This is a genomic window from Thalassospira xiamenensis M-5 = DSM 17429 (assembly GCF_000300235.2).
Lineage (GTDB): Bacteria > Pseudomonadota > Alphaproteobacteria > Rhodospirillales > Thalassospiraceae > Thalassospira > Thalassospira xiamenensis.
Map to the genome: position 1 here is coordinate 2,526,654 of NZ_CP004388.1, position 16,933 is coordinate 2,543,586.

The following is a 16,933-nucleotide window of genomic DNA, read 5'->3' on the forward strand; positions in this document are numbered from 1 at the left end:
GTGATACGCTGCACGCATTGGACCAGCGCGCAAAAAAACGCTGGCGATGCATGCCAACGCCGTCTTAGACGTTGTGAAGGATCGTCGGCTGTAACCATGGCAGCAGAGGCTGCTCAGAAGCCGACGTAGACCCAGCATTAGGGCCGATGGAACTGGCCACACTAAGAATATCCTTACAGTGCATTAAAAATTCCACGGATCAATTATGCACGGCTCATTGCCATTAGGACCAGATTTGCCAATTGACACTCTGATATTGTCTGAACAGACGCAATTTCCGTGCATATCCACACTCTCCCCCCAAGTATCTCGCTTCCCCGACAAATCTAGAAAACGCATTGTACCTGTGCCAAATCCAGAAATGAGCGTTGTCAGATAGACCCCATCATTATTAATGGCCACACCGTACTTGAATTTTTGATGACCTTGGAATTGATAGCCTGGCTCAATGGATACAGGACTTGCCAGTTTAATCGCCCAGTCTCTTCCAATATCTAGAAGAGTCTGACTCCGTCCAGATATAAGCTCGATCTGCTTATCTTGGTCATTTGTTTGAAAAGCAGCATATCCATCAATATCATTGAATTTTGCTCTTATGCCAAGGGTCTTACCTGTCTGACCAAAAGCAGATATCACTAGATTCCCCATAGGAATCTCAGACATATCCGTCGCTTTCATACTTTCTATTCCAAGCATAACCCTCTCCTATCAATAGTTATAAACTAACTAGCAGTTAGCTCTGCCAACACAACAGCGCCCACGAAACATCAGTACACCACCCCAATTTACATTAGACACTTATAGTCCCATTAGAAGAAAGCGCTTGCCAGCCCTCCTGAAGGGTAGGATTACCCTCGAGTAAATAGACCGACAAATGTTAGCGACCGACTTTGCAAGCACCATTTGCCGCCTTGAAAAACAAGGCGTTTCAGGGCTTCAAAATTTCTGAATATTTTCTGGAGACTGACATGGAACGTCTGGAAGTGATTGCGTCTAAATGGAAATCTCTGATCCATTTCTGGACTATATTTTCCAATTTTAGACAAAGAATCTCCAGTTAATCCTTTGACTTAACAGGTTTTTTAATTGGTAGCCGAGGAGGGAATTGTAAAAACCAGCCTTTGGGCTGCTTTTTATCCTTGGGCTTTGCCCGGCGGACCGTTGCGCGTTTCGCGCAACGTCTCTCGAAAGCTGCGTGCCTCGCTTTCTCGTGAACCAGGGGGTTAAAGCCCTCTCCGAGGGTGCCAATTAAAAACCCCCTCAGGCGGAGCCATGAGGGGTTTTTTAATTGGTAGCCGAGGAGGGACTTGAACCCCCGACACGCGGATTATGATTCCGCTGCTCTAACCAGCTGAGCTACTCGGCCACCGGGTATGTATAGGATACATATTCTGTGGGTTCCGTAAGCGCCGGAACGGGGCGGTTTTTACGTCAGGGAACCGCCCCCGTCAAGCGCCTTTTTGGTGTTTTGCGGAAAAAAGATATCCGCAAAACCGGCAGGTGAGCAAATGCCCCGCCTGCCCGCCTTATTGATGATTGAGCCGCCGATCAGGCCGCCGTCGGTGCATGTGCTGCCAGAAGTTCCTGACGGGTGATCCAGCCGCCGCCCATTACCCGGTCGCCAGAATAGAAAACGCCCGCCTGCCCCGGTGCGATGCCAAACTGCGGGTCGTGCAGTTCGATGCGGGCCTCGCCCACCCCTTCGGGGTAGATGGTCGCCGGGGCCGGTGCCATGGCGGAGCGCAATTTGACTTCGACCTCGACCCCGTTCGGGTCAATCGCGTCACCATCAAGCCAGTTCAGTTCCTTGACATAGACCATCTGGATCGCAAGGGCCGATTTCGGGCCGACCACGACCTGCCGGGTTTCGGGCAGGAGTTTGACGACATAAAGCGGCTCGGCCGTGCCACCGATGTTAAGACCGCGCCGCTGGCCGATGGTGTAATGGATCAGGCCGCGATGATCGCCCAGCACATTGCCATCCAGATCAACGATCTGGCCCGGTTCACCGGCTTCGGGGCGGAGCTTTTCGACCAGACGGGCATATTTGCCATCCGGGACAAAGCAGATATCCTGACTGTCGGGCTTATCGGCGACTTCAAGGCCGAATTTGGCGGCAAGCGCGCGGGTTTCGGCCTTGCTCATCAGATGGCCCAGCGGGAAGCGCAGGAAATCGAGCTGTTCCTGTGTGGTGGTGAACAGGAAATAGCTTTGATCGCGATTGGGATCGGCCGCACGGTGCAGTTCGGCATGGCCGTTGGCACCCAATTTGCGCTGCACGTAATGGCCCGTCGCCATGCAATCCGCACCAAGGTCATGTGCGGTTTCGAGCAGATCGCGGAATTTGACCGTCTGATTGCATTTCACGCACGGGATCGGGGTTTCGCCGCGCATATAGCTGTCGGCAAAATCGTCGATCACTTCTTCGCGGAAGCGTGATTCGTAATCGAGCACGTAATAGGGAATGTCGATATCCTCGGCCACCTTGCGCGCATCATAGATATCGCGCCCGGCACAGCAGGATTTGGCGCGTGACGGTGCATTGGCCCCCATATCGTAAAGCTGAAGGGTAATGCCGACCACGTCATAGCCTTCGGATTTCAGAAGGGCCGCAACGGCGGAGCTATCGACCCCGCCCGACATGGCAACAACCACGCGGGTATCTTTCGGGGCTTTGTCAAAGCCAAGAGAGTTCATTTTTCCCACCCATCCGCGGGTCAAGGCCGCGGCGACAAGAAGTTGATGTAAAATAGCGGCAGACCGAGACCGGTATCGGCGTCCGGTCCATGATCCCTGCCCCGCGTCATTCCCGCGAAGGCGGGAATCCAGCCCTATCCGTTATGCCGCGACGTGCGGCGATATGGATTCCGGGTCTGCGCTTCGCTTCGCCCGGAATGACGGGAAGAGCAAAGCGGGAAGAGATCAACAAACCGGGCGGTTTTAACCGGCCCAGAAAGCATGTTCGCACTCATATAAGGCATCTGCGCCTATTTTGCCAGATCAAGCCCCATCTGCCAGAAATCGGCTTCAAGGCGGCTTGCCCTGGCAAAGATTTCCGTTAGCCCCTTGATCCGGGAATCCCCCCCGCGGGTTTGCGCGGTATGTTCCAGAAGATCGATTTCGGCCTTTGCCACGTCCTGGAATTCGGTCGATGCATACATCTCGATCCAGGGGCGGTACGGATTTCCATCCAGCCTTGTATCAGAACTTGCCATCAGGCGGTTTGCGATTTCGGCATAGCCAACCATACAGGGCATCAGGGCGACCTGAAGATCAACCACATCGCCCCGCCCCCCGCAATCGAGCACATAACGGGTATAGGTGATGCAGGCGCGGGCTTCGGGTTCGGCCACGATATCGGCCTCCGTCAGGCCCCAGCCTTTGCAGAAGTCGAGATGCAGGCTCATTTCCATATCAAGGATCGCATGGACCGTGCCGGAAAACTGGCGCATGGCACGCAGATCATCGGCCTTGTAGGTTGCCAGCGCATAGGCACGGGCAAACTGGATCAGGAACAGGTAATCCTGAATGAGGTAGTGCCTGAACGCGGCTTCGGGCAGGGTTCCGTTGCCAAGCTGTTTGACGAAGTCGTGGCAGACATAGCTTTGCCATGCATCGGGGGCATTGGCGCGAAGACGGCCAAACAGGCTTTGGGCCGGGATGATATCGGTGAAGGTGTCGGTCATGGTTGTCAAAGCCCCTGCCCGTGATGATGTCGAATACGGATAAAACAAAGCCAGCCTGCGGAAGGGTCCGGGCTGGCTTGTATCGATGCGGGTTCTACCGGTTTTGCGGGTGCCTAAGAAGGCGGGCATCCCGCACGGCAGAAATCCTAATCGTCGCGTTCATCGATCCATGCCATCTGGATGGCTTCGAGGATCTTCTCGTTTGATTTCGCGGGATCGTCGTCGAAGCCGTCAAGTTCACAGATCCATTTATGCAGATCGGTGTAACGCAGATTGACGTTATCCTTGTCGGGATGGGCTTCTTCAAGCTCGATCGCGATATCCTGAATATCTGTCCAGCGCATGGGTGTCCCCCTTTTGGCTTGGGCGGATTAACGGGGCGGAAATCTTGGTGTTACTTGTCGACCATCATGTTGCGCGTGGCAGACGGCAGCATGACGCGAAGGCCGTCGAGCTCGTCGCTCATGATGATCTGGCAGCCAAGGCGCGAGGTCTCGGTCAGGCCGAATGCGAGGTCAAGCATGTCTTCCTCGTCTTCGCTTGGCTCGTCGAGCCTGTCAAACCAGCTATCGTCAACAACGACATGGCAGGTCGAGCAAGCGAGTGATCCTTCGCAGGCACCTTCAAGGTCGATGCCATTCTTGTGGGCAGCTTCCAGAACGGACAGACCGTCGGCAACGTCAAATTCCTTTTCGGTGCCATCGGGTTCAACAAAAACGATCTTAGGCATCTGTGCCTTTCTCCTCGGTAATACTTTTTCGTTCGATCTCTGGTCCGACCTGACCTTGGCGGTTGCACGGGACAATCGCCGCAGTTGGCCGGTTTGTCAATTATGTCTGGCCCCTAATTCACCTGATCGACATTGCGACCGGCAAGGGCCTGACGGATACGGGCGTCCATACGGGCCTCGGCAAAGGGACGCGATGCGTCTTCCAGGGCCTCGGCCTGTTCGTTGATAAGGTCGCGATCCTCGCCCGACATGGCGGCTTCGAGTTTGGCAATCGCGCCTGCGATATTGTCTTCGTCCTCCGGCGTCAGAAGGGCACGGTCGGCATTGATTGCGGCCTGAACGGCCAGAACATTGCGGCGTGCCTCGACCCGTGCCTCGGTCAGGAGGCGCATTTCCATATCCTCGCGGGCATGAACCATGCTTTCGCGCAGCATGTTGGCCATTTCAAGCTCGTTAATGCCATAGGTCGGCTTGACGGCGACTTCCTGTTCGGTGCCGGTGGTTTCCTCGCGTGCCGATACGGTCAGAAGGCCGTCGGCATCGACATTGAACGTCACCTTGATGCGCGCAGCGCCAGCCGCCATTGACGGAATGCCGGTCAGGGCGAAGCGCGCAAGCGAGCGGCACTGATCGACCATTTCGCGTTCACCCTGCACCACATGGATCATCATGGCCGACTGACCATCCTGATAGGTGGTGAATTCCTGTGCCTTGGCGACCGGGATCGGGGTGTTGCGGTCAATGACCTTTTCGACAATCCCGCCCATGGTTTCAAGACCCAGCGACAGCGGCGTGACATCCAGCAGAAGGTTGTCAGAGCCGCCTGTCAAAGCCTCTGCCTGAAGGGCGGCACCTAGGGCGACGACTTCGTCCGGGTCGATATCGGAAAGCGGTTCCTGTTCGAACAGATCAGCAACCGCCTTACGCACGGCAGGCACACGGGTGGAGCCGCCAACCAGCACCACGCCCTTGACGTCATCGGCCAGAATATCGGCGTCATCAAGAACCTGTTCGGTGATCGCAATCGTGCGCGATACCAGTTTGGCAATCATCGCATCAAACGCGGCACGGGTGACGGTGTGGGTGGTTTCCGCGCCGCCAAGCGAGACGGTAACACTGGTTTCATCGGCATCGGTGAGCGCCTCTTTGACCTTGCGCGCGGTTTTAAGCAGGCGTTTGGCATCCGACGCATCCAGATCATCGGTGGTGCCGCCGTCCTTGCGTTCCGCCAGAAGATGTTCGGCAATGGCGTGATCGAAATCATCACCGCCAAGTGCGGCATCGCCGCCGGTTGCCTTCACCTGGAAGACGCCCTTTTGCATTTTAAGCAAGGAAATATCGAACGTGCCGCCGCCAAGGTCGTACACGGCATAAAGCCCCTCGGCCCCGTTATCGAGGCCATAGGCAAGGGCGGCCGCGGTTGGCTCGTTCACCAGACGCAGGACTTCGATCCCGGCCAGACGGGCGGCGTCCTTGGTTGCGGTACGCGCACCATCATCGAAATAGGCCGGAACGGTGATGACGGCCTTTTCGACCGGCTTGCCAAGGCTTTCCTCGGCCCGTGCACGCAATGCACGCAGGATATCGGCGGAAACTTCGACCGGGGTCAGGACGCGGTCGCCGACATTAAGGCGCACCATCATCGGTTCGCCCGATGGGGTGGCGTCCTCGGCCGGGACTTCGACATGATAGGGCAGCGTGCCGGCAATCGATTTGACATCGGCAATGCCGCGCCCCATCAGGCGTTTGACCGACGATACGACGCGGTCGGCATTATCGTTGATCTGATCACGGGCCGCCTCGCCCACCACCGGATCGGCATCCGCGCCATAATAGACGACGGAGGGCACGATGGCATTGCCGCCGGATGTATCGCGAAGCACCTCGGGTTTTTCATCGTTCGAGATCGCGACGACGGAGTTCGTCGTACCCAGATCGATACCAACCGCAAGCTGGCGTTCATCTTCGTGGGGCAGCGGCGTCTGGCCCGGTTCGTGAATCTTTAGCAAAGCCATGAATTCTATCCGTTCTTTTTAAATGATCAGGCGGCGGCAAGACGCGATTTCTTCGCGCGCGCTTCCTCGGTCATTTTCATCAGGTATCTGAGCCGGGTTGTCAGTTTTCTGGCCCGGTCATATGCGTTCTGGTCAAGTGCCTCGGCAACGTCCTGCTCACACGCACGGGCGGCCTTTCGGGTATCCTTGATCATGGCGTCGACCGTATTGCGATCATCGGCATCATGCAGGGCTTCGCGCATTTCCATGGCTTCCATCAGAAGGGCGGGATCGTTGACCGTATGCCCCTCGCCGCCTTCGGGTTCGTGACCGGCCAGACGCAGAAGATATTCGGCCCGCGCGACCGGGTTTTTAAGGGTTTCGAACGCGCCATTCAGGGTTGCCGCCTGCTGTGACGACAGGGCCTGTTCACGGGCGGATTTCGATGCGAAGCGGTCGGGATGGAGCAGTTGCTGCTGCTTAAGGTAGGTTGCCTCTATCGCATCGACATCGATGATGAAGGTGCGTTCCAGGCCAAAGCGCGTGAAATGGTCAAGCTGGCCGGGGGGCTGGATGGCATTGCAGGTATCGCAAAACAGGGCTGATGCCTCGACCGGGCCCTTGCAGGACCAGCAGACTTTATGCTGCGGCTGTTCTGCGGTGCGCGTTTCTGAGGTACCGGTATTGCTCACGCTATGCACTTTCAAGATTTAAAAACAAATGACAGAACGACAAAACAGCGACGACCGGGACTGCTTTCAGTCGATGGCCCCGGTGATCGGAACGTCCATCAGAACATCCATCACCGGGGCCATGACCGATCAAGAAGCAGGGAAAACCCGGCAGACCGTCAGACGTGGAAGGATTCCCCGCAGCCGCAACGCCCCTTTTCATTGGGGTTACGGAAGACGAAACCTTCTTCCAGACTGGTGACCTCGTAATCCATCTCGGTGCCGAGCACGAACATGATGGCTTTTGGGTCAATCAGAAGCTTAACGCCGTCCTCAAGCTCGACGACTTCTTCGAAGCCCGATGCATCATCTGCATATTCAAGCGTGTAGGACAGACCCGAGCACCCTTTGCTGCGCACGCCAAGGCGGATGCCTTCGGACGGTTTTCCGCGGCTATCAAGCAACGCCTTGATATGAACAAGCGCCTCAGGGGTGACACTGATCGGGGACGGTAATGCCATAGTCTTCTCCTGAATTCCCGAAAACGAAGGGGGGGTAGAAGCTGCTTATTCAGCAGCTTCGACTTCGCCCTGACCGTTTTTGGTCTTGTAGTCGGCAATCGCTGCCTTGATGGCATCTTCTGCCAGGATCGAGCAGTGAATTTTCACCGGCGGCAGAGCCAGTTCTTCGGCGATCTGCGAGTTCTTGATCGAACCGGCTTCGTCAAGCGACTTGCCCTTGACCCATTCGGTGATCAGCGAGCTTGACGCGATGGCCGAACCGCAACCGAACGTCTTGAACTTTGCATCTTCGATGATCCCGTCGGCGGTCACCTTGATCTGCAATTTCATGACGTCGCCACAGGCCGGGGCACCGACCAGACCGGTACCGACAGACGTTTCGTTCTTGTCCATCGAACCGACATTGCGCGGGTTTTCGTAATGGTCGATCAGCTTTTCACTATAAGCCATGGTAAAAGTCCTCCTAAAAGTCCTGTTTCTCTCTCACGAGAAGGAATAGTTCGTTACGCTTAGTGTTCGGCCCATTCGATCGATTTGATGTCGATGCCTTCCTGGGCCATTTCCCAAAGCGGGCTCATTTCGCGAAGGCGTTCGACAGCGACACAGATCGAATCAATCGCCTGATCGAGCTCTTCACGGGTCGTATAACGGCCAATACCGATGCGAAGCGAGGTATGGGCGAGTTCTTCGTCAACACCGAGCGCACGCAGAACATAAGACGGTTCCAGCGATGCCGAGGTGCAGGCCGAACCGGACGAAACCGCAATGTTCTTGATGTCCATCAGAAGGCTTTCGCCTTCGACATAGGCAAAGGAAACATTGAGGTTGCCGGCAACGCGCTGTTGCTCGTCGCCATTGACATAGATATCGGCCAGGCGATCCCGGAAACGTTTCATGGTGTAGTCCCGCAGCTCCATGATGCGGGCATTTTCTTCGGCCATTTCGTTCATGGCGATGTCGCATGCCTTGCCCAGACCGACGATCAGCGGGGTCGGCAGCGTACCGGAACGCATGCCGCGTTCCTGACCACCACCGGTGATCTGTGCGATGACGCGAACGCGCGGACGACGGCGGACATACAGCGCACCAATGCCTTTCGGGCCATAAATCTTGTGGCCGGAAATCGACATCAAGTCGATTTTCATGTCATCGACATCAAGCGGAATCTTGCCAACCGCCTGTGCGCAGTCGGTGTGGAAGAACACGCCACGTTCGCGGCAGATTTCGCCGATTTCTTTCAGCGGCTGGATCACGCCGATTTCGTTGTTGACCGCCATGACCGACACAATTGCGGTTTCATCGGTGATCGCGGCTTTCAGCTGTTCAAGGTCGATCAGGCCGTTATCCTTGACGCCAAGATAGGTTACTTTGAAACCTTCCTGTTCAAGGTGACGGGCACTGTCGAGCACGCATTTATGTTCGGTCACGACCGTGATCAGGTGCGGCTTTTTCTTGCCGTAGAACTTCATCACGCCCTTGAGCGCAAGGTTGTTCGATTCCGTCGCACCCGAGGTGAAAATGATCTCTTTGGACGAGGCGCCAATGATCTTGGCGACCTGGTCGCGGGCGACCTCGACCGCGTCTTCCGCTTCCCAGCCAAAGCTGTGGTTACGCGAATGCGGGTTACCGAACTTCTCGGTGAAGTAGGGCAGCATGGCATCCACCACACGCGGATCGGTCGGCGTCGTTGCCTGGTAATCCAGATAGATCGGCTTTGCTTTAAGCTCGTTCATAATTAAGGCTTCCTCACTCACTCTTTTTCAGGCCGCGTGGCGCGCACTTTTCTTACGCACTGCATTGCCCCGCATCCGGCTCCAAACGCGGATAAATGTATCAATCTCGTCATCGGTGGTTTCCAGTCCCAGACTGACCCGTATGGCCGATCCGGCATCCGTAACCCCCATTTCCTTCAATACGTGGCTTTCACGTACCTTGCCTGATGAACAGGCTGATCCCGAACTGATCGCAACCCCTGCAAGATCAAGCGCCATCACCTGGGTTTCCCCCGGCATGCCCGGCAGGATCAGGCAGCTGGTATTGACCAGTCGATCCGTTCCTTTTCCGGCAATCAGAAGTTCGGGGGCTTCTGATGCCAAAACCGTTTCCAGACGGTCGCGCAACGCACGGACATCGTCCATTTTCGCCCGGCTGGCGTCGGCGCGTTCGGCCGCAGCACCAAAGCCTGCGATACCGATCACGTTTTCCGTGCCGCCACGGCGGTATTTTTCCTGACCGCCACCGCGGATCTGCGGCACCAGCATCACGCCGGGCGCAATCGCCAAGGCACCAATCCCTTTGGGGCCGCCGATCTTGTGGGCCGAAATCGACACCATATCGACCAGAAGCTGGCCCATATCGACCGGCAGACGACCCAAGGCCTGAACCGCGTCACAATGGACCTTTGCGCCATATTCACGGGCCAGAAGGCCGACTTTGGCGACCGGCTGAATAACGCCGGTTTCATTGTTGGCCAGCATCACCGAAACCAGAACCTTCTGCCCGGCATCGGATGCCGCACGCAGCATGGTTTCAAGGGCGGCCAGATCAATGACGCCATCGGCATCAACCGGGATGCGTTTCGCATCCGACCGGGCTTCGATCACCGAAGGATGTTCGACCGCACTGGTAAATACGGTGACATCTTCCAAACCGTTCAGGGCCAGATTGTTGGCCTCGGTACCGCCGCTTGTGAAAATCACACGTTCGGCATCGCCACCGATCAGATCGGCAATTTTACGACGGGCGTGATCGACAATCTTGCGGGCTGCACGACCGGATGCATGAACAGATGACGGGTTGCCCGCGATTTCCATCGCCACAAGCATCGCCTGCCGTGCTTCGTGGCACAGTGGCGCGCTGGCGTTGTAATCAAGGTAAACCGGGTTGGTCATCTGTTTATAATCATCCTTATTCGCATTTTCTGATCTGCCCTCGATATAGAGGACAAGTTACTGGGCCGCAACCTGGCTCGGCTCTTTGATTTTCGTGGTTCTGGGCTCGAACATGCGTGCCCCGCCCGGAACACGACAATCCACAACATCAGCCAGACTGACAGAGGCCAGATAAAGATAAATCTGGTTGCCGAGTTCTTCCCACAATTCATGGGTCAGACAGCGGCCCTGATTGGCCTTGCAGCCCTTTGGCGAGCCCGATTTGCAGCGGGTTGCGCGGATCGGTTCGTCAACAGCCAGAATAACATCGGCAACGCGGGTTTCCTCGGCCGTGCGGGCCAGAAGATAACCACCACCCGGCCCCCGGACAGATCGGACAAGTCCGCCTTTGCGCAATTTGCCAAAAAGCTGTTCCAGATAGGACAGGGATATTTCCTGACGGTCCGCAATATCGGCAAGCGCGACCGGCCGGTCCCTGCTGCTATCAGCGAGATCGACCATCGCCATGACGGCATAGCGGCCTTTTGTACTCAGCTTCACGGTGCGTCCTCCTACCTGTCGATCAAGGCCCGAACTGTCGGGAAATGATCACAAGCTCTGTATTTCCTTTATGGGCGATCAACATGTCTATTTGATGCCCGACCTGTATCCGCCCGATTGGGACGGTTACAAATATTACTCTGATGCCGCGACAATCCGCGGCTTTGCCGGTGTATCGGCACCCGCGGCTGTACCTGCCCTGTCGGCTTCGAGGGCGGCAACCTGACTGCGCAACGTCTGGACTTCGCGGCCCAGTTCTTCAAGCGCGCGCGCAACCGGATCGGGCAGATCGCCCAGCGGCGTACCATAGGCACAGAAACGGTCGTCCTTTTCCCGACGGACGATCTTGGCCGGAATACCGACCACGGTTGCGCCTTCGGGGACTTCGGACAGCACGACGGCGTTGCCGCCAACTCGTGCATTTTTGCGAACAATGAACGGACCAAGGATCTGCGCGCCAGAACCGACAATCACGCCATCTTCAAGCGTCGGGTGACGTTTCAGGCCACGCTGGCCATCGCTATTGACGCTGGGCGATGTCCCACCAAGGGTAACCCCCTGATAGAGCGTAACGTCATCGCCGATTTCGGCGGTTTCGCCAATCACCACACCCATGCCATGATCAATAAAGAAGCGTTTGCCGATGGTCGCGCCGGGGTGAATTTCAATCCCGGTCAGCCAGCGCAAAATCTGTGACAGGAAGCGTGCGGTTATACGAAAACCGCGCTTCCACAGCCAGTTTGTGCCGCGATATCCCATGATGGCATGGAACGCCGGATAACAGAGCGCGATCTCCCAGCGGGAGCGTGCCGCTGGATCGCGGGCGATCATCGCGTCTATTTCCTGACGAATTAGCTTGAACATCGGGCTGTCCACTGTGTAATTAGTAGCTTCGATTCCCGGCAGCCGACATCGTTGCCCGCAGCGCGAACCGCGCAAAACGGACAGCAATGATGCCATCGGATTAGCCGGAATATAGGATAACCGAGTAACCTGGTCAAGTATTTGCCCAAAGCAATTTATGCACAAGAACGAAAAAACCTACAAAAATACTCGGATATATTCTTTACTCACCCCATTCCATTCGTGGACAGGAGCAGTCTGATCCATGCCTGAGGTCATTTTTAACGGCCCTGAAGGCCGCCTTGAAGGTCGCTATCACCACAATGGCGCAGACGATTCGCCCATTGCGCTTATTCTTCATCCGCACCCCCAGCAGGGCGGCACCATGAACAACAAGCTGTGCTTTAACATGTTCAACATGTTCAAGGATCGCGGCTATTCGGTCATGCGTTTCAATTTCCGCGGTGTCGGACGCTCGCAGGGCGTTTATGATCAGGGAATTGGTGAATTGTCGGATGCGGCATCCGCCCTTGACTGGATGCAGACCTATAACGCCAATGCGCGCGCAACCTGGGTTGCGGGCTATTCATTCGGTTCGTGGATCGGCATGCAGCTTTTGATGCGCCGCCCGGAAATTGACGGTTTCATTTCGGTTGCAGCCCCGGCCAGCGACTATGATTTCACCTTCCTGGCCCCCTGCCCGTCATCGGGCATCATGATCCACGGGTCGCACGACACCAACATCCCGCTGGCGTCTGTCAACAAGCTTGCCGACAAGCTGAATGCCCAGAAAGGCATCGAAGTTGATATGTGCGTCATCGAAGGTGCCGATCATTACTTTGCCAAGCAGCAGGACGACGTGATCAAGCATACGGCTGCTTATCTGGACAAGCGCAGCGCGTAAGCACTGCCAGCCGGACAAAAAGACCAAAGGCCGCCTGATCAGGCGGCCTCAGACTGCTGACAAAGTCCTCGCCATTGGCGGGGATTTTTGATTCAATGGGGAATGCTTAAGAAACCCAGCCCACATCAAACCGAACTTGAGATGGTGACACTCGACAGTTTGGTCCCCAGCGATCATTTGCTTCGTAAGATCGATGCCGTGATCGATTTCAGTTTTATCCATGCGCGCGTGGCCGATTTGTACTGCGCGAACAATGGCCGTCCCGCCCTTGATCCGGTGATGATGTTTAAGGCGCTGTTCATTGGCTATCTGTTTGGCGTGCGCTCGGAGCGCCAGCTTGTGCGCGAGATTGAGGTCAATGTCGCCTATCGCTGGTTTTTGCAACTCAAGCTGACCGACAAGGTCTTTGATGCCTCGACCCTGTCGCAGAACCGGCGGCGTCGATATCATGATGCCAGTGTTGCGCAGGATATTTTTGACGAGATCGTCGAGCAGGCGATCAGGCACGGGCTGGTGGATGGTAAGGTTCTCTATACCGACAGCACGCATTTGAAGGCCGATGCCAACAAGAACAAATGGGACCGCGAAGTGGTTGCCAAATCGCGCGCGGCCTATTGGGATGATCTGGATCTGGCGATTGAGGAAGACCGGGCGGCTCATGCGAAAAAGCCGCTCAAAGCCAAGGAACGCCAGCCGGTTGAGAAAGAAACCAAGATCAGCCGAACCGATCCCGACAGCGGATATATGGTGCGCGACGGCAAGCCCAAGGGCTTTTTCTATCTCGATCACCGCACGGTCGATGGCAAGCTTGGGATCATTACCGACAGTTACGCCACCCCGGCCAATCTGCATGACAGCATTCCCTATCTCGACCGTCTTGACCGACAAAGGCAGCGTTTTGACCTTGATGTTATCGCCGTCGGACTGGATGCGGGCTATGCGACCGCCGCGATTGCCAAAGGCCTTGAAGATCGTGACATCCTTGGCGTGACGGGCTATCGCCGCCCGAACCTTCGGGAAGGCTACATCCCCAAACGCAAATACGTTTATGACCCTGAACGTGATGCTTATCGCTGCCCCGAAGGTCAGCTTCTGTCTTATGCGACAACCGACCGAAATGGATACCGCCATTATCACAGCGACCCGGAAAAATGCCGCACCTGTCCTGTGCTGGCTTCCTGTACCGCCAATGCCCACCACCGAAAAACTGTCACGCGCCATGTCTGGCAAGACGCCAGAGACCGGGCTGACGCCTATCGTCTGACAGAGTGGGGTAAGCGGGTTTACAAGCGCCGAAAAGAGACGGTCGAACGCTCTTTTGCAGATGCCAAACAGCTTCACGGTCATCGATATGCAAGGTTCCGGGGACTGATCAATGTCAAATGCCAATGTCTGCTGGCCGCCGCCGCCCAAAACATCAAGAAAATAGCCCTGGCTTTGGGCCCCAAGGGGCCAATCGCTGAGGGATAATCCCCTCGGCACACTCAAGCCAGCTTTCAAACACCTCTAAAAGAAAAACCCCGCCAAAATATGACGGGGTTTGTCAGCGGTCTGAGGCCGCCTGATCAGGCGGCCTTTTTGCTGTGATAGAGCTTTCCGCCCCGGCATGGTTCGGGAACGCCGGTTGTGCCAGGAAAACTGAGCGGCAGATCGCAAAGATGACGGACCGCAAGATAGCCAAAGCATTCGGCCTCGACCGCATCGCCGTCCCAGTCCAGATCGTCAACGGATCGTACTGGTACACCCAGCCGATCATTCAAATGTGCCATCAAATAATCATTGTGACGCCCGCCGCCACAGACAAACCATTGCAGGGGAGCCGCAGGCAGGTGATTTACCCCGGCAACAACCGCCGCCACGGTGCATTGCGCCAGTGTTGCCGCCCCGTCGGCAACGCCCAGCTTTGCCTCTGCCACCAGCCCATCAATGCGGAGTGCCATATCTTCGCGATCAAGCGATTTGGGGGGGATGCGGTCGAAATACGGGTCTTCAAGGAATTTGACCTCGATCATCGGGTCCGGCAGGCCGGATGCGGCGGTTGCACCATTCAGATCGACCGGATTGCCGGTATGGCGCAACATCCAGTCATCGATACGTGCATTGCCCGGCCCGCAATCAAAAGCCAGCAATTCGTCATCGGCACCGATCCATGTGACATTGGAAACGCCGCCGATATTAAGAACAGCCACCGGCATATCAACACCGGCACTTTTCATCAGGGCGGCATGATAAACCGGGGCCAAGGGCGCGCCTTCGCCCCCGGCGGCAACATCGGCCAGTCGGAAATCGGCAACAACCGGAATGCCGGTCTTTTCGGCCAGCATATCGGGCGTTCCGATCTGGCGCGTGATCCCCGATGCCGGTTCATGAAACACGGTCTGGCCGTGAAAACCGATCACACCAATTTCGGATGGGGAAATCGCCGCACGATCCAGCAACATGTTAACAGCATTCACATGCACCAGCGTCAGATCATCGGCCACGACATGCTCACTGTTGGTGGCAGCACGATTGCCAAAGCAGGCGCGCATGCGTTCGCGTAAGTCAGGGCTATACGGCACGAAAACGGCATGACCGGTACGCCGGACATCGACGCCGTCGGTTTCAATCAATGCCGCATCCACCCCGTCAAGGGATGTGCCGCTCATCATGCCGATGGCCTTGATCCAGCCGGTTGTCATTTTGTACTCCGTTCCCGTATGCGTTTTTGCGTTTGTCAGTGCCGCAAGAGCGCAGATTAAGCCCGATTTATCGCGAAATCGTTACCATGCATTGCAAACAGGGCGTCGATGCGTTGCCGAGGGGATATTTTCTGTGCTAGATCATCGCCTCCGCCCTTTGGGGTGCTCGTATTTTTACACTCACAACCAACATAGCGCAAAAACCATGACTGAACTGAAGTCTGATTTTCTCCGCGTCATGAATGACCGCGGTTACATCCACCAATGTACTGATCTTGAAGGGCTTGATGCCTATGCGTCAGAAAAAAAGGTGGTGTGCTATGTGGGCTATGATTGCACCGCAGACAGCCTGCATGTCGGGTCGCTTGTTTCGATCATGATGCTGCGCTGGTTGCAGAAAACCGGCCACAAGCCGATTGTCCTGATGGGCGGCGGCACGACCCGTGTTGGTGATCCGACCGGCCGTGATGATGCCCGCCCGGTTCTGACCGATGAAATCATTGCCGCCAATATGGCCGGCATCAAGAAGGTGTTTCAGCAGTTCCTGACATTTGGCGATGGCCCGACCGATGCGGTCATGGTCAACAATGCCGACTGGCTGGACAAGATCAATTACATCGAATTCCTGCGTGATTTCGGGCGTCATTTCTCGGTCAACCGGATGCTGAGCTTTGATTCCGTCAAGCTGCGTCTGGAACGTGAACAGTCGCTGAGCTTCCTTGAATTCAACTACATGATCCTGCAGGCCTATGACTTTGTCGAACTGCAGCGCAAATATGGCTGTGTGCTTCAGATGGGCGGTTCGGACCAGTGGGGCAATATCGTCAATGGGGTCGAGCTTGGCCGTCGTGTGGATGACAGTGCATTGTTTGGCCTGACCACGCCGCTTATGACCACCGCATCGGGTGCGAAGATGGGCAAGACGGCATCGGGTGCGGTGTGGCTGAACGAGGAACGCCTGTCGGCGTATGATTATTACCAGTTCTGGCGCAACAGCGAAGACGCCGACGTGATCAAGTTCATGCGTCTGTTCACCGAGCTGTCGCTTGAGCAGATTGCCGAATATGAAAAGTTCGAAGGGGCCGAGATCAACGAAGCCAAGAAAATACTGGCGTTCGAAGCGGTCAAGCTGTGCCGTGGGGAGGAAGCCGCCCTTGCGGCAGCAGAAACCGCGCGCAAGACCTTTGAGGAAGGCGTTCTGGCCGACGACCTTCCGACTGTCGAAGTTCCGAAATCGGAAATTGATGCTGGTATCGCGGCATTTGATCTGTTCCGTCGTGCCGACCTTGCCAAATCGGGGGGCGAAGCGCGCCGCCTGATCAAGGGTGGTGGTGCCAAGATCAATGACGAGAAAGTCGATGATGAAAACATCATCATTGGCGGTGATGCGGTCAATTCTGATGGCGTGATCAAGCTTTCGGCGGGTAAAAAACGCCACGTTCTGATCAAGCCGGTTTGACCCAGCCACCCGG

General features: G+C 56.1%; 17 protein-coding genes and 1 tRNA gene. 3 read left to right on the forward strand and 15 right to left on the reverse strand.

Going from position 1 to position 16,933, the window contains the following annotated elements; genetic code table 11:
• Window positions 1–183 precede the first annotated feature (183 nt).
• The 14 genes from TH3_RS11930 to cysE form a co-directional block, all read right to left on the reverse strand.
• Window positions 184–696: a hypothetical protein gene (locus TH3_RS11930; protein WP_007091918.1), complete on the reverse strand. Its 513-nt coding sequence runs from the start codon at window positions 694–696 to the stop codon at window positions 184–186.
• Between the two features lie 593 nt (window positions 697–1,289).
• Window positions 1,290–1,366: transfer RNA gene (locus TH3_RS11935), tRNA-Met, on the reverse strand.
• Window positions 1,367–1,548: 182 nt separating this feature from the next.
• Window positions 1,549–2,697, reverse strand: a complete 1,149-nt coding sequence (gene mnmA / locus TH3_RS11940) for a tRNA 2-thiouridine(34) synthase MnmA (protein WP_007091919.1) — start codon at window positions 2,695–2,697, stop codon at window positions 1,549–1,551.
• A gap of 290 nt (window positions 2,698–2,987) precedes the next feature.
• A complete protein-coding gene (tenA, locus tag TH3_RS11945; RefSeq protein WP_007091920.1) occupies window positions 2,988–3,686 on the reverse strand; it encodes a thiaminase II in 699 nt (232 codons plus the stop codon).
• Between the two features lie 146 nt (window positions 3,687–3,832).
• Entirely contained in the window at window positions 3,833–4,030 is a 198-nt protein-coding gene (gene iscX / locus TH3_RS11950; protein ID WP_007091921.1) for a Fe-S cluster assembly protein IscX, read from the reverse strand.
• A gap of 50 nt (window positions 4,031–4,080) precedes the next feature.
• Window positions 4,081–4,416 (reverse strand): ferredoxin family 2Fe-2S iron-sulfur cluster binding protein, encoded by a 336-nt coding sequence (locus tag TH3_RS11955; protein ID WP_007091922.1) that lies wholly within the window; start codon window positions 4,414–4,416, stop codon window positions 4,081–4,083.
• Between the two features lie 113 nt (window positions 4,417–4,529).
• Window positions 4,530–6,431, reverse strand: coding sequence for a Fe-S protein assembly chaperone HscA (hscA, locus tag TH3_RS11960; RefSeq protein ID WP_007091923.1), 1,902 nt, complete (start codon window positions 6,429–6,431; stop codon window positions 4,530–4,532).
• 26 nt (window positions 6,432–6,457) lie between these two features.
• A complete protein-coding gene (gene hscB, locus TH3_RS11965; protein ID WP_007091924.1) occupies window positions 6,458–7,102 on the reverse strand; it encodes a Fe-S protein assembly co-chaperone HscB in 645 nt (214 codons plus the stop codon).
• A gap of 158 nt (window positions 7,103–7,260) precedes the next feature.
• The gene (locus TH3_RS11970) at window positions 7,261–7,602 is read right to left on the reverse strand and encodes a HesB/IscA family protein (RefSeq protein ID WP_007091925.1); all 342 of its coding nucleotides are present in this window, start codon (window positions 7,600–7,602) and stop codon (window positions 7,261–7,263) included.
• Window positions 7,603–7,647: 45 nt separating this feature from the next.
• A complete protein-coding gene (iscU, locus tag TH3_RS11975; protein WP_007091926.1) occupies window positions 7,648–8,052 on the reverse strand; it encodes a Fe-S cluster assembly scaffold IscU in 405 nt (134 codons plus the stop codon).
• A 59-nt stretch (window positions 8,053–8,111) separates the two neighbouring features.
• Complete coding sequence (locus TH3_RS11980) at window positions 8,112–9,335, reverse strand: IscS subfamily cysteine desulfurase (protein WP_007091927.1); 1,224 nt, start codon at window positions 9,333–9,335, stop codon at window positions 8,112–8,114.
• A 27-nt stretch (window positions 9,336–9,362) separates the two neighbouring features.
• Window positions 9,363–10,493: a cysteine desulfurase family protein gene (locus tag TH3_RS11985; RefSeq protein ID WP_007091928.1), complete on the reverse strand. Its 1,131-nt coding sequence runs from the start codon at window positions 10,491–10,493 to the stop codon at window positions 9,363–9,365.
• Between the two features lie 57 nt (window positions 10,494–10,550).
• The gene (locus tag TH3_RS11990; protein WP_007091929.1) at window positions 10,551–11,033 is read right to left on the reverse strand and encodes an Rrf2 family transcriptional regulator; all 483 of its coding nucleotides are present in this window, start codon (window positions 11,031–11,033) and stop codon (window positions 10,551–10,553) included.
• Between the two features lie 135 nt (window positions 11,034–11,168).
• Window positions 11,169–11,897, reverse strand: coding sequence for a serine O-acetyltransferase (cysE, locus tag TH3_RS11995; RefSeq protein WP_040059877.1), 729 nt, complete (start codon window positions 11,895–11,897; stop codon window positions 11,169–11,171).
• A 244-nt stretch (window positions 11,898–12,141) separates the two neighbouring features.
• Here cysE and TH3_RS12000 point away from each other — a divergent pair, with 244 nt between their 5' ends.
• Both TH3_RS12000 and TH3_RS12005 read left to right on the forward strand, forming a co-directional pair.
• Window positions 12,142–12,780 (forward strand): alpha/beta hydrolase, encoded by a 639-nt coding sequence (locus TH3_RS12000; RefSeq protein ID WP_007091931.1) that lies wholly within the window; start codon window positions 12,142–12,144, stop codon window positions 12,778–12,780.
• 102 nt (window positions 12,781–12,882) lie between these two features.
• Window positions 12,883–14,250, forward strand: coding sequence for an IS1182 family transposase (locus TH3_RS12005; RefSeq protein ID WP_040059618.1), 1,368 nt, complete (start codon window positions 12,883–12,885; stop codon window positions 14,248–14,250).
• A gap of 95 nt (window positions 14,251–14,345) precedes the next feature.
• On the opposite strand, the gene TH3_RS12010 is transcribed toward TH3_RS12005, so the two are convergent.
• Entirely contained in the window at window positions 14,346–15,461 is a 1,116-nt protein-coding gene (locus TH3_RS12010; RefSeq protein ID WP_007090263.1) for an anhydro-N-acetylmuramic acid kinase, read from the reverse strand.
• 205 nt (window positions 15,462–15,666) lie between these two features.
• On the opposite strand from TH3_RS12010, the gene tyrS reads away from it, so the two are divergent.
• Complete coding sequence (gene tyrS, locus TH3_RS12015; RefSeq protein ID WP_007090264.1) at window positions 15,667–16,920, forward strand: tyrosine--tRNA ligase; 1,254 nt, start codon at window positions 15,667–15,669, stop codon at window positions 16,918–16,920.
• Window positions 16,921–16,933: the final 13 nt, after the last annotated feature.